This window comes from Rossellomorea sp. NPDC071047, assembly GCF_050270195.1.
Classification (GTDB): Bacteria; Bacillota; Bacilli; order Bacillales; family Bacillaceae_B; genus Rossellomorea.
This window is the reverse complement of the sequence record NZ_JBNNJT010000001.1, coordinates 874,644-890,016: the sequence shown is the minus strand read 5'-3', so window position 1 is coordinate 890,016 and position 15,373 is coordinate 874,644. Positions and strand designations below refer to the sequence as shown.

Sequence of the window (15,373 nt, the reverse complement as noted above, 5' to 3'; positions counted from 1 at the left end):
ATATGACGTTCAATAAAGATTTCGAGGAAAAATTAAAACAATACGCTGAGCTCGCCATCAAAGTGGGAGTAAATGTTCAGCATGATCAGCCCCTATGGATTTCTGCTCCACTCGGAACTGAAAAATTCGTACGCATTGTTGTAAAAGAAGCATATCTTGCCGGAGCAAGAAACGTGCATGTTCAGTGGTATGACGAGGATATCATGAGAACACATTATGAACTTGCCCCGGATGACACATTCTACGAGTTTCCAAGCTGGCTGGCTGCAGCGCATGAATGGGTTGTGGACAATAAAGGAGCCTTCCTTCAAATAGAAGCCAATGATCCGGACCTGTTGAAAGGAATAGATCCAGACCGCATCCTTAATTTTGAAAAAGCAACTGGAGATGCCTTGGACCGTTTCTATGAAGCGATTGAAAAGGATCAAATCAGCTGGTCAATCGTAGCCATCCCTTCACAAAGATGGGCAGACAAAGTGTTTCCTGATTTACCAGAGAAAGAAAGAATCCCATGCCTTTGGGACCGTATCTTCACATCGGTCCGTATCAATCAAGAAAATCCAGTCCTTGCTTGGCAAACACATATCGAAACCCTAACCAACAAAGCAAGCGAACTCAATCACTTAAAGATCAAAAGCCTGCACTACCAATCGGAAGGGACGGACCTTACCATAGAACTACATGAAGACCACCTATGGCTCACAGGAGCAAGTAAAACACCTGAAGGAACACATTTCATTGCCAATATGCCGACAGAAGAGGTCTATACTGTCCCTGTCAAAACCGGAGTAAATGGAACGGTTTCAAGTACCAAGCCACTTGCTTACAATGGGAACGTGATTGACGATTTCACCCTTACTTTTGAAGAGGGGGAAATTAAGAAAGTCACAGCAAGAGAAGGGGAGGAAATCCTGAAAAAATTGATCCTGACAGACGAAGGCGCATCCTACCTTGGAGAAGTGGCTCTTGTTCCACATCAGTCTCCTATCTCTGATTCTGGTGTCCTATTCTTTAACACCTTATTCGATGAAAATGCATCCAATCATTTAGCCATCGGTTCCTCTTATCCGACTTGTATAAAAGATGGAGACATCTTATCCGATGAAGAAAGGGAAGAAAAAGGACTCAATGAAAGTGTGGTTCACGAAGATTTCATGATTGGTTCAGAACACATGAATATTGATGGAGTGTGCCGTGATGGAAGGAAGATCGCTATTTTCCGTAATGGGAATTGGGCTATCTGATGTTGTTTTGCAACATTTTTTAAATCATAACATCCTATAGCACCCTACCTTAAAATGAAATAGATTAAATAATTCCACTTAATAAAAGGAGAGGTTAGATGATTTATGAAATGACTGTACAAGTCCGCGTAAGCGATATGCAAAAAGGGCAAAAATGGTATGAGACTTTATTAAATCGCACTCCTGATTTCATTCCTCACGAAGGATTTGCAGAGTGGGAACTTATTACCGGCTGTTGGCTACAGGTAGCAGAAGGCACCCCATCCCTCAATTCCGGTCCCATAAGATTGGGGGTTGAAGATATTATTAGAGAACGGGAAAGACTTTCATCCCTTTTAGGTATCGAACACTTTGATATAAACGAAAGAGAAGAAGTCCCTGTCAAGTGGGCAACCTTTCAGGATCCATGGGGGAATGGAATCGGATTGTTTCAATATCGAAGTAAAACTGAAATGCAAGAGCGTATGCGATTCATTTTAGGAAAGAAATAAGGTCTTCTCTGACCAATATCCTGCTAACGAATGGAGGATAGCTTTGAATGAACACATAAGATTAGTTAAGCCAACCACTGATTTAGAAGAAGAGTATCTTGATTTTTATAATGAATGGAAATCAAATGGAGGTGACATGATCCCGTGGGTCATCAAAAAAGATCCCAATCCCTTTTCCAAAATGGTCGACTCCTTACTGCTTGCTGAAAAAGGAGAAAACCTGCCGAATGGATGGGTACCTGACTCGACTTATTGGCTCGTTTCAGAATCCGATCGAATACTAGGGGTCGTAAATATTCGCCATTCCTTAACGGAAAAACTTTCGCAAAATGGAGGACACATCGGTTATGGAATCAGACCTTCTGAAAGGAGAAAGGGCTTTGCCACTAAATTGCTGACTCTTTCCCTCCGAAAAGCACACTCGATTGGGATCGGTCAAGTGTTGATTGTGTGTGATGCATGGAATAAACCTTCGGAGCGGACAATCTTAAGTGCTGACCCTGTAAGGGATGAAGATTTTATCGAAGAAGATGGTAATGTAATTTTTCGCTATTGGGTTGATACAAAAGGGCGAAATTGGGAATAGTGCTATTTTCCTTAATGAATTCTTTATCTAAACTAGCCCTTGTCTAAACTGGCCCTTAAAGAAAGATACAGTTATTTATGATATAATTTCTCCTTGTGAAAAAGATCCATTGAAAATAGTAAGGGAGGGAAAAAGGTGAGTTTTGAAGGTCAGAAGATATTACCTGCCATCCGGTCCATGAAAGACTTTGATAAAATGCTCGAAACCTCTTTCCAGTACGGTGTGTTCCTCGACCTCCATGTGGGAATGCTTAAGAGTGTATTCGATTTCGCCCGTAAGGAAAATCGGAAAATGTTCCTGCATTTAGACTTAATCCACGGACTATCCAGTGATGAATACGCAACAGAATATGTCTGTCAGGAAATAAAGCCTTATGGCATCATTTCTACCAAAGGGAATGTGATTAAAAAAGCACGGCAAAAAGGTATTTTTTCCACTCAAAGGATGTTTGTAATCGATTCAAGTGCCATGAATCGCAGCATTGAGCTTATACATAAAACAGACCCTGACTTCATTGAAGTTCTTCCTGGAGTCATCCCTAAAATCATTTCGGAAATAAGAGAAAAAACGGGGAAACCTATTTTTGCAGGAGGGCTTATTGATACCGTTGAAGAGGTGGAATCCGCTCTTGAGGCTGGTGCTACGGCAATCACGACGTCAGATCGTTTGCTATGGAAGCATTTTGACCAGAAATAAATTCTGAAAAATGTATTGACAACGTTTTCATAGTGGAGTAACATAATTCACAAGTTAATACGTTGTGAAAGAGATGAAGAGACTCACGTGAACTGCCTATTTCCAGAGGGCATTCCGTGAGTCTTTTTATTTTTAAAAAAATTATGAAATGAGGGAAAAAGCATGACAGCATTTTTAGGAGAAGTAGTTGGTACAGCCTTACTCATCATTTTTGGTGCAGGGGTTTGTGCCAATGTAAATCTTAAGAAGTCATTTGCTTATAACGCTGGTTGGATTGTCATCACATTTGGTTGGGGTCTGGGTGTCGCCATGAGTGTATACGCCGTTGGACAATTTAGTGGGGCTCATTTAAACCCTGCCGTTACACTTGGACTGGCTTTTAATGGAGACTTCCCGTGGGGTGAGGTTCCTCAGTACATCTTAGCTCAAATGATCGGAGCGATGATTGGGGCAACGATCACATTTCTACACTTTCTACCCCATTGGCATGCAACGAAAGATCCCGGGGTGAAATTGGGGGTATTTGCTACAGGACCTGCCATCCCACACTATTTTTCAAATTTATTAAGTGAAATCATTGGAACTTTTGTGTTAGTAGTAGGATTATTATCTATAGGAGCGAATACATTTACAGATGGGCTTAATCCATTTATCGTCGGTTTCTTGATCATTGCTATCGGAATTTCTCTCGGTGGGACAACAGGGTATGCCATCAATCCTGCCCGTGATTTAGGACCGCGCATCGCTCACTTCCTGCTGCCGATTCCAGGTAAAGGACCATCCAACTGGGGATATTCCTGGGTTCCTGTAGTCGGACCTGTTCTGGGAGGTTCATTTGGAGGCGTATTTTATAAAGCCATTTTCATAGGACAAGTCACAACAAGCTTCTGGGTAGTCCTAGTTGTAACACTGGCAGTACTTGGACTTGCTTACGCCAGTGACAGAAAGATCAGCTTAGCTCAAAAAGTACATCAGCTATCAACCGATAATTAATTTTTTGGAGGGATAACAAAATGGAGAAATACATTTTATCATTAGACCAGGGAACGACAAGTTCAAGAGCGATTTTATTCAATAAAAAAGGAGAAGTCGCCCATACTGCACAAAAAGAATTCACCCAGCATTTTCCAAAACCAGGTTGGGTTGAACATAGTGCGAATGAAATTTGGGGATCGATTTTAGCCGTTATTGCAAGCGTTTTATCTGAATCGAGTATTAAACCTGATCAGATTGAAGGGATTGGGATTACAAATCAACGTGAAACTACGGTGGTCTGGGATAAAGAAACGGGCGATCCGGTTTACAACGCCATCGTGTGGCAGTCACGTCAAACTGCGGGGATTTGCGAAGAACTTAAATCACAAGGGCATAACGATACGTTTCGTGATAAAACCGGATTATTGATCGATGCTTACTTCTCTGGCACCAAGGTTAAATGGATTCTTGACAATGTAGAAGGTGCGAGAGAAAAAGCGGAGAATGGCAAACTTCTATTCGGGACGATCGACACATGGTTGATCTGGAAGATGTCTGGTGGAAAAGCCCACGTAACGGATTATTCCAATGCTTCCCGCACGCTTATGTATAATATTTACGACCTGAAATGGGATCAGGAGCTCCTTGACATATTAGGCATTCCAAAGAGCATGCTTCCGGAGGTCCGTCCCTCTTCAGAAGTTTATGCCAAAACCGTTCCTTACCACTTTTTCGGGAAGGAGATTCCGATTGCCGGTGCAGCAGGGGATCAGCAGGCGGCATTGTTTGGACAGGCTTGTTACGAAGAGGGTATGGCAAAGAATACGTATGGAACAGGTTGCTTTATGCTGATGAATACAGGTGAAAAAGCTGTGAAGTCTAATAATGGTTTACTCACAACCTTGGCATGGGGAATTGATGGAAAAGTGGAGTACGCTTTAGAAGGCAGTATTTTCGTGGCTGGTTCTGCGATTCAGTGGCTGCGTGATGGACTTCGTATGCTTAAGGATGCAAAGGACAGCCAAGGGTATGCAGAAAAGGTTGACTCAACAGATGGCGTCTACGTTGTTCCTGCCTTTGTAGGATTAGGAACTCCTTACTGGGACAGTGACGTTCGGGGAGCCGTGTTCGGTTTAACAAGAGGAACTTCTAAGGAGCATTTTGTAAGAGCCACCCTGGAATCCCTTGCTTATCAAACGAAAGATGTACTGACAGCAATGGAAGCCGACTCCGGAATCTCCCTTAAGAAACTGAGAGTCGATGGCGGTGCTGTTAAAAATGACTTTTTAATGCAATTCCAAAGTGATATCTTATCTGTTCCTGTTGAGCGACCAGTTGTAAATGAAACAACAGCTTTAGGTGCCGCTTATTTAGCTGGATTAGCCACAGGTTTCTGGGATAACCGTGATGAAATATCAAAGCAGTGGAATAAAGACAAGCAGTTTGAGCCGCAAATGCCTGTTGAAACCCAAGGAGAACTATATAACGGATGGAAAAAAGCTGTTAATGCAGCTATGGCTTTTAAATAAAAGAAACGTATGATATACTAATTTCAAGTTAATAAATTCGGTTAGAGACCACGAGAGACCAAACCTGCATTATGGAACTATATACCATAATGCTCGTTTCGGTCTCTTTTTTTATGGATAAACAATAAGAATGAGAGCTTAAACCATTTATAGATACCTTAGGAGGAATCAACTATGACATTTTCAAGTACTGCAAGAAGAGAAGTCAAAGAAACATTAGCCTCAAACCACTTTGATATGATTGTGATCGGAGGGGGAATTACTGGCGCAGGGATCGCCCTCGATGCTTCGAAACGTGGAATGAAGGTCGCATTAGTCGAGATGCAGGATTTCGCAGCCGGGACTTCCAGTCGTTCGACAAAGCTCGTTCATGGCGGATTACGTTACTTAAAGCAATTCGAAGTGAAAATGGTCGCGGAAGTAGGAAAAGAGCGTGAAATCGTTTATGAGAATGGACCTCACGTAACAACTCCTGAATGGATGCTGCTCCCCCTGCATAAAGGTGGCACATTCGGTAAATTCAGCACATCGATTGGATTAAAGGTGTATGACTATCTTGCAGGAGTCAAGAGAAGTGAACGACGATCCATGCTTTCAGTTTCGGAAACATTGAAGAAGGAACCTCTTGTGAAAAAAGATGGCCTAAAAGGCGGAGGGTACTACGTTGAATATCGGACTGATGATGCCCGTTTAACGATAGAAGTCATGAAAGAAGCAGTTGCACATGGTGCCACTGTCATTAACTATATGAAATCTCAACGATTCCTTTATGATAATAAGAAAATAGTCGGAATTGAAGCTGAGGACCTGGTGACGGGAGATACGATTGAAATCCGCGGTTCAAAATTTGTCAACGCTGCCGGCCCATGGGTGGATGATGTTCGAGGTAAAGATTATAGTACGAATAACAAACAGCTTCGATTAACGAAGGGAGTTCATCTTGTCATTGATCAAAGCAAATTCCCGCTTCAACAAGCGGTTTATTTCGACACACCCGATGGGCGTATGGTATTTGCGATTCCAAGGGATGGCAAGGCCTATGTAGGGACAACAGACACATTTTTCGATCAGGAAAAATCATCTCCTCATATGACATCTGAAGATAGGGACTACATTTTAAATGCGATCCATTTTATGTTTCCCGATGTGTCTGTAGGAATAGAGGATGTGGAATCGAGCTGGGCAGGTGTTCGTCCATTAATTTTTGAAAAAGGGAAGGACCCTTCTGAAATTTCACGGAAAGATGAAATTTGGGAAGCCGATAGCGGTCTCATCACGATCGCCGGCGGGAAGCTGACAGGTTACCGTAAAATGGGAGAGACCGTTGTGGACCTTGTATCTAAACGTTTACGTGAAGAGAACAAAAAGAAATTCCCAGCATCGTCCACGAAATATTTGCCAATCTCCGGAGGTCATGTAGGCGGATCGAAAAACTTTCAAGCGTTTATTGATCAAAAAGCAGCCGAGGCCCTTCAATATGGACTAACAGATCAAGAGGGAAGGAAGCTTGCAGGAATGTACGGATCAAATGTGGATCAGTTATTTAAACTCGCTCATGCTTATAGTGGAGCAAGTGATGAAAGGTCCGTTCCTCCTTATTTATATGCGCAACTGATTTATGCGATCCAGGAGGAGATGGCAGCGACTCCGGTTGATTTCTTTATTAGAAGGACTGGTGCTTTATTCTTTGATCGTGAGTGGGTGGAGAAATGGAAGGAGCCTGTGATCGAGATTATGGCGAAGCTTCTGAAATGGAATGGAGAGAAGGAACAGCAATATAGAGTGGAATTGAATAATGAGATTAAGAGTGCAGTAGTGCCAGTGGATTTGCAGTCGTAAGCTGGTAAAGGGCAGAACGAATTTCTGCCCTTTTCTTTGTATAGACTGGGAATTCCTCCGGTGACCGGGAAAAAATTGAGGCTGACTACTTTACATACCGGGAAGATATCCAGTTCAATCGAATTGAGCTTGAAGAGAAGGATTATTTCATTCACATAGAATCTTACGCGGGCATGCTTCATATTCCACAAGTAAATTTTTATTCTAGTGATGGAACAATAGTTGCTTCGACTCAGGCAAAATAATCATCCATAAATATGCTTACAATTATATAAATATATGAATAGTAGATGAAATTGAACATAGATGACTATTCATTTCCTGAGAGAACTGTTCACTCCCTCTAAGAGAAGTTGAACTAGATACTAGGTTGCTGTAAATTAAGAATAGAAATTGACACGACTTCCTCGTTAAAAGGGTGGCTTCAATGGGATGAAGCCACCCTTTTTTTGCATTTTTTTGACAAAAAATATTGTCGATAATAGCATTATTGCTATACTGATAGAAAGAAAAAATGGGGAGGAAGCTGGAATGAATCATAAAATAGCCGTCGTGACGGGGGCAAATAGCGGGTTTGGTTTTCTCTCAACGCTGGAGCTGGCACAACTTGGATATAAAGTAATCGCCTCCATGAGAGACCCTCATAAAGGAAGTGCATTGCTTCAACGAGCTCAGGAACTGAAGGTGGGGGATTTAGTGGAGATACATCCATTGGATGTAACGTCTGAAGCATCCATCAAGGAATTTTCTACCTCTCTTAATGATTTGGGCAGGGTGCATATTCTCCTGAATAATGCAGGGTTTGCCGGTGCAGGATTTGCAGAAGAAATTACAATCGATGAGTTCCGTGAACAATTTGAAACAAATGTTTTTGGTGTCATGAGAATGACTCAAATTGTTCTCCCTTATATGAGAAAGCAAGGAGAAGGGAAAATCATCAATATGAGCAGCATTAGCGGCAGATTCGGATTTCCTGGACTTAGTCCTTATGTTTCTTCCAAGCACGCATTAGAAGGTTACACCGAAAGTCTGAGATTCGAGGTCAAGCCCTTTGGCATATCCGTGCACCTGATCGAACCCGGTTCTTATCAAACGAATATCTGGACATCCGGAAAAAAAGTCACTCCACTCTCAATGCAGAAAAACTCTCCTTACTTTCGCTACATGGAAGCCATAAACTCGGAAATTCAAGCAGGCGCAGATACACTTGGAGATCCAAGGGAGGTTGCCTTCATCGTACGTGATATAGCACTAAACAAGAAAAATACTTTTAGAATTCCCATAGGCAAAGGAGTCCGGTTAACCCTATTACTCAAAACCATCCTCCCATGGAGCATAATGGAAAACATCATCTTAAAGAAACTCCGAATGAAAAAGACCTAAGAGGGACGGACCTTATAGTAAGTGTGAATAATGTCTGAATATAAAGAATTTCATTATGCAGAAGGAGAATTTTGTCAAAAGAGAGAATATGCTAAAGGAGACATTTCCATAAACTCATTTATTAAATTATTGAATGAGTTTAAATGCTTCCACAGGAAACGAGGTGATAGATTGGATGAATGGATTGGTGCATCTGCTCTTTGCATGCATGAAGGTCGTTTATTGATGGTATTACAAGGGAAAGAAGAAGAAGAGAAACGCTGGTCGGTTCCTTCAGGGGGGAGGGAATCAAGTGAATCCCTTCAGGAATGCTGTAAACGTGAAGTTTGGGAAGAAACAGGCTATGATGTTGAAATAGGAAGACATCTGTATTCTAAGTGGGGGAATGAAGGAAGTATTTCTATAAGAATTCATTACTATGAAGTCAGGCTTCTTGGAGGAGAGGCAACCATACAGGACCCTGATCAATTAATACATAAAATAAAATGGATTTCACTTCAAGAGTTAAAGAACCTGCCCCTGGGATTTCCAGAAGATCACTCCATCCTGGAAGCCTACATGAGTAAGAAGCTAAACACACTATCCATTTAAAGGCATAGTATCGTTTAAGCAAAATATATTATAAAGTATTTATTTTTAAAGGAGAGAGTAGAATGGTGAAACGAACTGGAGAAGTAGTAATGGGAGTCATCGGAATTATCTTATCCGCATTATTTTCCATAATCGGAATCGTAGTTAATATGGGGATGAGTGATCCTGAGGTCATGTCACAACTCGAAGAAGGTATGGAAAGTGATCCAAATATGCAAAATGCGGAGATGACTGCCGGAGATCTAAGCTCCTTTATAAACGCTGCCGAATCAGCTGGATCTTACCTTGTTATATTAGGAATCATTGCGTCCATCCTGGGGATTATTGCTGTACTGACCATTGTGAAAAATAAAAAACCGGTCTTGTCCGGAATCATGTTTATCATTGCTTCCCTTGTTATTGGGATTGGCACGATTGGATTTGGGTTCATACCCGGCCTTTTGTTCCTGATCGCAGGAATCATGGCATTTGTTCGCAAGCCTAAAAAAACAGACCCAGTGTATTAATAAAGAGTTAGAGAATTTATAATCCAAGCTATTTTTTTTCGTAAAGTTTTGCTTGTACTCATCTTGCTTTCAGACTCGATTTATACTATCTTAAAAGTAGAGCATAATGATAAAACAAGAGACACTGGCGGCAACCAATGTCTCTTGCTACACAGCAAACTGCAAGGAAAGCAGTGGCCCAATAGAGAAAGGAACATAACTCTACCCTTCAAAGTTTAGGCGCTTCATGAGGGTGGGGTTATTTCTTTTTGTCATTTGAAATAACTACGGCAATGATGGAGACAATTAAAGAGCCAAAGGTAATCATTAGCGTTAACGTCTCATACGTCGTCACTATAAGCACCACCTCCTTCTATAAGGAAGTGGCCACTCCCACCCTACATTCACTGTATGCTTCAAATTATATCACAAACATCCCCCTTACTTTATAGGCAAGAGGTAGGAAAAGCTTACCCCTATCAAAAAAACATACAACCCCATTGAGTACCTTCCGATTCAATAAGATTATTTCAAACTTTCTTCAAAATGTGTTAGCATAGATATGCTCATATTAATCGATTACATAACACCACGATATTCGAGGAGGAACTCACGATGAAACAACGTATAGAAATGCTGAAAAATTGGTTAAAAGAAGAAGAGATCGATGCTACATTTATCAATTCAACTGAAAATGTATTTTACTTAACGAACTTCCACACGGACCCACATGAGCGATTAATGGGACTGTTTGTATTTCCCGATGCCGAACCATTTGTGGTCGTACCTGGAATGGAAGCACGCCAAGTGAAGGATGCCGGCTGGGGTAACGAAGTGATCGGCTACTCTGATCATGAAAACCCATGGGAATTCATTCAACAAGCCATTCAAAGACGGGGAATTGATGGCCGCAAGGTGGCTTTTGAAAATGAAGTCGTAACGTATGGCCGCAGTCAGGCATTTATAAACATCTTCAACTCCCCGAATATAGTGAATGTTGAAGACAAATTAAATGAGATGCGTGTAGTGAAGGATGAGGGTGAAATTGCCATCATGCGTCGAGCAGCAGAAATGGCAGACTTCGGGGTTGAAGTAGGTGTAAGTGCACTTCAAGAAGGCATCACCGAGATGGAAGTCCTTGCGAAGATCGAGTATGAATTAAAGAAAAAAGGCATTCGTGAAATGTCTTTCTCTACGATGGTGCTCTTTGGTGAAAAAGCTGGAGATCCGCACGGAAACCCAGGAGACCGGAAGCTTAAGGCAGGAGATTTTGTCTTGTTTGACCTGGGTGTTGTCCTTGAAGGATATACTTCTGACATCACCCGTACGTTCGCTTATAAATCGGTTTCAGACAAGCAAAAAGAAATCTACACTACCGTTTTAAAAGCAGAACTGGCTTCACTGGAAGCAAGCAAGCCCGGGAACCGTATTGGTGATTTGGATCAAATCGCACGGGACATCATTACTGAAGCAGGGTATGGAGACTACTTCCCCCACCGGATTGGTCACGGCCTTGGAATCAACGTACATGAATTCCCATCAATGAGCCATTTAAATAATGGGATATTAAAAGAAGGAATGACCTACACCATAGAGCCTGGAATTTACGTTCCGGAAATTGGCGGCGTAAGAATTGAAGACGATGTACTCATAACGAAGGATGGATACGAAACCTTGACCAGATTCCCTAAAGAACTGCAAATCATTAAATAAGACATGGAGAAGGCTAACGGTGTGTTAGCCTTCTTTTTATGAAATGAAATGAAACCAATACGAAGGTCATTCGTATATATAGGGAGAGAAAGCTAGGGAAGGATGAAATTCAATGAAAAAATTAATCATATTACTCAGCTTTTTTATGCTGACAGGCTGTGGAATCCTCGAAGAAGCAAACAACAGTTTGACCTATGTTGAGGAAATGACCGATTATTTAAATGAAGCAGAGCAATTCGCAAACGATTTTCCTGGATTAGTGGAAAATGCTGCGGCAGATTCATCCAACATACCGGCACTTGAAACAAGATTAAAAGACATGAAAACAGAAATACAAGAGATCAATGATCTGACCCCGCCTCAGCTCGCAGAAAACATCCACAAAAAAGTGGAAGGGTATAATGAACAAGCGCTGGAAGGAATTGATCGTGCCTTAGTTGAAATCGATAAGGGAGAAGTTCAAATTTCAGAGTTGCAAAACCTTGAGATCGTAAACACCTTTAATCAGTTACAAGAGATTAAAGGTAATCTGGAAAATTTAGGACAATAAGCTGATGGTGTTACGGATAATACTTTTTATCCGTAACACCATCACACAGTAATATAACATTCCCCCATTTCCACTTAGCTACAGTCACACCATCCCCTTGATTCCACAAAAAAATCAACCCTATTCTATCATGTAGTTTTGTATTAAACTAATTTCAAATATGACCGAAAAAATCGAATATGATTTCTCATATATAGAACAAGAGTTCTTAATAACATGCTATAATGAAGGAATCATAAAGACGGACAGGAGATTGTTATGAAAGTTGTAATTGCCGAAAAACCCGATCAAGGAGCCACCCTCGCTAAACCTTTCCCTCATAGAAAACGCCAAGGTTACATAGAAATACAATCTAATGATGTGTTCCCTAAAGGAGCTTATATCACATGGGCTGTAGGTCACCTCTTTCAGCTTCAAGCCCCTGAAAAATATGAAAGCAGATGGAAAAAGTGGACGTTAGAAGACCTCCCAATCATTCCTCAACGATTTCAATATGAGCTTCAACGGGCAAAAGCGAAACAATTTGCAGTCATTAAAGAACTTCTAAAGAAAAGTGAAGTCACAGAAATCATTCATGCAGGGGACGCGGGACGTGAAGGTGAATTGATCATCCGGAATATTATTTCAATGTCACGTGTTCAGAAGCCCATGAAGAGATTATGGATATCATCTCTTACTGAGAAAGCCATCATTCAGGGGTTCACCAGTTTAAGAGAAGAAACGGAACTGCGGAGCCTCTATTATGAGGCCTATTCCCGTGCTTGTGCGGACTGGCTAGTGGGAATGAATGCATCGAGAGCGTATAGCATTCTACTAAAGCAGCAAGGCATGTCGGATGTTTTCTCTGCTGGAAGGGTACAAACGCCGACTCTTGCCTTGATTGTGAAAAGAGACGAAGAAATAGAGCAATTCAAAAGCGAACCCTTCTGGGAAGTGAAAGCAGACTTTCAAATGGGAGACCACACGTACGAAGGGATCTGGCAAAAGGATGGAGAGTCCCGAATTCAAACAAAGGAACTGGCAGAGAAGATTGCTTCGTTCTGCCAAAATAAGCCTGCAAGCGTTCTGGAGATGAAAACAGAAAGAAAAGAATTTGCTCCTCCATTGCTATTCAATCTTTCAGCTCTCCAGGCAACGATAAACAAGATGTATAAATTTTCACCTAAAAAAACACTGGATGTCCTGCAAAAGCTTTATCAGAAAGGCATTGTATCGTACCCAAGGTCAGATTCACAATATGTAACGAAAGGGGAAGCTGAAACCTTCCCGGAAATATTGTCTAAGCTAAAGGAATATAGCCCTTACAATAGCTGGATTCCGACTCCTCATGAGAGCCTGCTTAATAACAAGCGTTTTGTAAATGAAGCAAAGGTTTCAGATCACTACGCGATTATTCCAACTGAACAGGTAACCGATCCTCATTCGTTATCAGGGGACGAAAGTAAAATATATGATGTAGTGGTTAAACGTTTTATCGCTGCACATCACGACAAGGCGGTGATCCATTACACTACTATCACTACCATCGTGGACGAACGGGCTGAATTCATTTCTAAAGGAAAGCAAATTCTTCAAGAAGGATGGAGACAGGTTCTGATGCAGAATGAAAAGGATGACGAGCCGCTCCTGCCACCTGTTAAGGAAAGCGACAAGGGCAAAGTCAAAAGTGTCCATATTAAGGAAGGAAAAACCCAGCCACCAAAGCGTTACACAGAGGGCCAACTTATTACATTAATGAAAACAGCAGGGAAATACATGGATAATGATGAGCTCGAGAAAGTATTAAAGCAAACAGAAGGCCTGGGTACTGAGGCCACACGCGCTGGAATCATAACCATGCTTAAAGACCGGAACTACATTGATATCCAAAAGAATATTGTCTATCCTACCGATAAAGCAAAGGTATTGATTCGGGCAATTGGTGAAAATGTGTTGGCATCAGCTGAAATGACGGCAAAATGGGAGCAGCGACTACAGGAAATAGGAAAAGGGCAAGCTTCCGCCCCCGAGTTTATGGAGCAAGTGAAGAAATTAAGCGACAAACTTGTTCAAAACGCCCTTCAAGAGGCAAATAGATGGAATTTCGAAGACCTTGATACTGCTTCCATCCAACGATCCAAAGGGAGTAAAGGAAAAAGGACAACGAAAACCAGCGTCGGCACATGCTTAAAATGTGGAGGGAAAGTGGTTGACAAAGGAAAGTTTTACGGCTGTTCCAATTATCAAAAAACAAAATGCAGCTTCACCATTTCTAAGACTATTCTTTCGAAGCGCATGACACAAGCAATCGTAAAAAAAGTACTCTCGGATGGAAAATCCGAACGAATCGACGGTTTCAAAAAAGGAGAAAAGGAGTTTTCAGCTTACCTTAGTTGGGATCCTGTTGAAAAGAAAATGCAATTCGAATTTGATATACATTAATCCATTTAAACGACTCTCAATAGGGAGTCGTTTTTTCTGCTTAAAACCTTGTAATAGAAAAATAATTTTAATACGGAAGTTTAATTTCATGATAAGAGGATAAAACAAAAGGGTAGGATAACAGCTATATATAAATGGAGGGTACACATTGAAAAAAATATTAATGGTCTTAACGAATGAAAGTAAAATCGATGATGAACACGAAACAGGTCTTTGGTTATCTGAATTCGCTGAACCATATGAAGAATTTAAGAATCAGGGATTTGATGTAGATGTGGCTAGCTTAAAAGGAGGCCGTATTCCTTTAGATCCTAACAGCCTTGATGATGAACAGGTGGAAAAGTGGAAGGGTGTCACCAAAGAATTGGATCAAACAATGGTCCTTTCGCAATTGAATGTTAACGAATATTCAGGGATATTTTTACCGGGCGGACATGGAACAATGTTTGATCTCCCTGACAGTCCAGTACTTCAGCAAGCACTGGCTCACTTTGCTGAAAACAATAAAGCCATTGGATCTGTTTGCCACGGTCCTGCTGGATTCGTTGGAACGAAACTCTCAAATGGAAAATGGCTGGTTGAAGGAAAAAGCATGACTGGGTTCACCAACGAAGAAGAACAGCAAACGGGCCTTGATTCATTAATGCCTTTCTTATTAGAAACAAAATTAAGAGAGCAAGGAGCTCAATTTGAAAAATCTGAAGCATGGAGTGAGCATGTCATCACCGACGGGAAATTCGTGACCGGGCAGAATCCACAATCCAGTCAGTCCACTGCAGAAGCGTTCGCTAAATTGCTATAAAACGAATATTCATTCTAAAGAGCATGGGTGATGACACCCCATGCTCTTTTTCTGTTATTCACTACTCT

15 protein-coding genes are annotated in these 15,373 nt (G+C 41.4%); 14 read left to right on the top strand and 1 reads right to left on the bottom strand.

Annotated features, from left to right (window positions below):
- The first annotated feature begins 2 nt into the window (after window positions 1-2).
- The 10 genes from ACQKFO_RS04670 to ACQKFO_RS04625 all read left to right on the top strand — a co-directional run bounded on the left by ACQKFO_RS04670 (window position 3) and on the right by ACQKFO_RS04625 (window position 9,840).
- Window positions 3-1,244, top strand: a complete 1,242-nt coding sequence (locus ACQKFO_RS04670; protein WP_427597139.1) for an aminopeptidase — start codon at window positions 3-5, stop codon at window positions 1,242-1,244.
- Between the two features lie 98 nt (window positions 1,245-1,342).
- Window positions 1,343-1,735, top strand: a complete 393-nt coding sequence (locus ACQKFO_RS04665; protein ID WP_427597138.1) for a VOC family protein — start codon at window positions 1,343-1,345, stop codon at window positions 1,733-1,735.
- A gap of 43 nt (window positions 1,736-1,778) precedes the next feature.
- On the top strand, window positions 1,779-2,321 hold the full coding sequence (locus ACQKFO_RS04660; RefSeq protein WP_427597137.1) for a GNAT family N-acetyltransferase: 543 nt from the start codon (window positions 1,779-1,781) through the stop codon (window positions 2,319-2,321).
- A 135-nt stretch (window positions 2,322-2,456) separates the two neighbouring features.
- Window positions 2,457-3,017: a glycerol-3-phosphate responsive antiterminator gene (locus ACQKFO_RS04655; RefSeq protein ID WP_427597136.1), complete on the top strand. Its 561-nt coding sequence runs from the start codon at window positions 2,457-2,459 to the stop codon at window positions 3,015-3,017.
- 162 nt (window positions 3,018-3,179) lie between these two features.
- Complete coding sequence (locus ACQKFO_RS04650; RefSeq protein ID WP_427597135.1) at window positions 3,180-4,010, top strand: MIP/aquaporin family protein; 831 nt, start codon at window positions 3,180-3,182, stop codon at window positions 4,008-4,010.
- A gap of 20 nt (window positions 4,011-4,030) precedes the next feature.
- Complete coding sequence (gene glpK / locus ACQKFO_RS04645) at window positions 4,031-5,521, top strand: glycerol kinase GlpK (RefSeq protein ID WP_427597134.1); 1,491 nt, start codon at window positions 4,031-4,033, stop codon at window positions 5,519-5,521.
- Window positions 5,522-5,695: 174 nt separating this feature from the next.
- The gene (locus ACQKFO_RS04640) at window positions 5,696-7,360 is read left to right on the top strand and encodes a glycerol-3-phosphate dehydrogenase/oxidase (protein WP_427597133.1); all 1,665 of its coding nucleotides are present in this window, start codon (window positions 5,696-5,698) and stop codon (window positions 7,358-7,360) included.
- 531 nt (window positions 7,361-7,891) lie between these two features.
- Window positions 7,892-8,743 (top strand): SDR family oxidoreductase, encoded by an 852-nt coding sequence (locus ACQKFO_RS04635; protein WP_427597132.1) that lies wholly within the window; start codon window positions 7,892-7,894, stop codon window positions 8,741-8,743.
- A gap of 171 nt (window positions 8,744-8,914) precedes the next feature.
- Complete coding sequence (locus tag ACQKFO_RS04630) at window positions 8,915-9,334, top strand: NUDIX domain-containing protein (RefSeq protein WP_427597131.1); 420 nt, start codon at window positions 8,915-8,917, stop codon at window positions 9,332-9,334.
- 62 nt (window positions 9,335-9,396) lie between these two features.
- Window positions 9,397-9,840: a DUF4064 domain-containing protein gene (locus ACQKFO_RS04625; RefSeq protein ID WP_427597130.1), complete on the top strand. Its 444-nt coding sequence runs from the start codon at window positions 9,397-9,399 to the stop codon at window positions 9,838-9,840.
- A 238-nt stretch (window positions 9,841-10,078) separates the two neighbouring features.
- Here the strand turns inward: ACQKFO_RS04625 and ACQKFO_RS04620 are convergent, their stop codons facing one another.
- Window positions 10,079-10,174: a putative holin-like toxin gene (locus tag ACQKFO_RS04620; protein WP_427597129.1), complete on the bottom strand. Its 96-nt coding sequence runs from the start codon at window positions 10,172-10,174 to the stop codon at window positions 10,079-10,081.
- A 260-nt stretch (window positions 10,175-10,434) separates the two neighbouring features.
- Here ACQKFO_RS04620 and ACQKFO_RS04615 point away from each other — a divergent pair, with 260 nt between their 5' ends.
- The 4 genes from ACQKFO_RS04615 (at window position 10,435) to ACQKFO_RS04600 (ending at window position 15,305) form a co-directional block, all read left to right on the top strand.
- Entirely contained in the window at window positions 10,435-11,532 is a 1,098-nt protein-coding gene (locus tag ACQKFO_RS04615; protein WP_427597128.1) for a M24 family metallopeptidase, read from the top strand.
- A gap of 112 nt (window positions 11,533-11,644) precedes the next feature.
- Entirely contained in the window at window positions 11,645-12,082 is a 438-nt protein-coding gene (locus tag ACQKFO_RS04610) for a DUF6376 family protein (RefSeq protein ID WP_427597127.1), read from the top strand.
- A gap of 258 nt (window positions 12,083-12,340) precedes the next feature.
- Window positions 12,341-14,503 carry a DNA topoisomerase III gene (locus tag ACQKFO_RS04605; RefSeq protein WP_427597126.1) on the top strand — a complete coding sequence of 721 codons (2,163 nt, stop codon included), beginning with the start codon at window positions 12,341-12,343 and terminating at the stop codon, window positions 14,501-14,503.
- 148 nt (window positions 14,504-14,651) lie between these two features.
- The gene (locus ACQKFO_RS04600; RefSeq protein ID WP_427597125.1) at window positions 14,652-15,305 is read left to right on the top strand and encodes a type 1 glutamine amidotransferase domain-containing protein; all 654 of its coding nucleotides are present in this window, start codon (window positions 14,652-14,654) and stop codon (window positions 15,303-15,305) included.
- The last annotated feature ends 68 nt before the right edge of the window (window positions 15,306-15,373 follow it).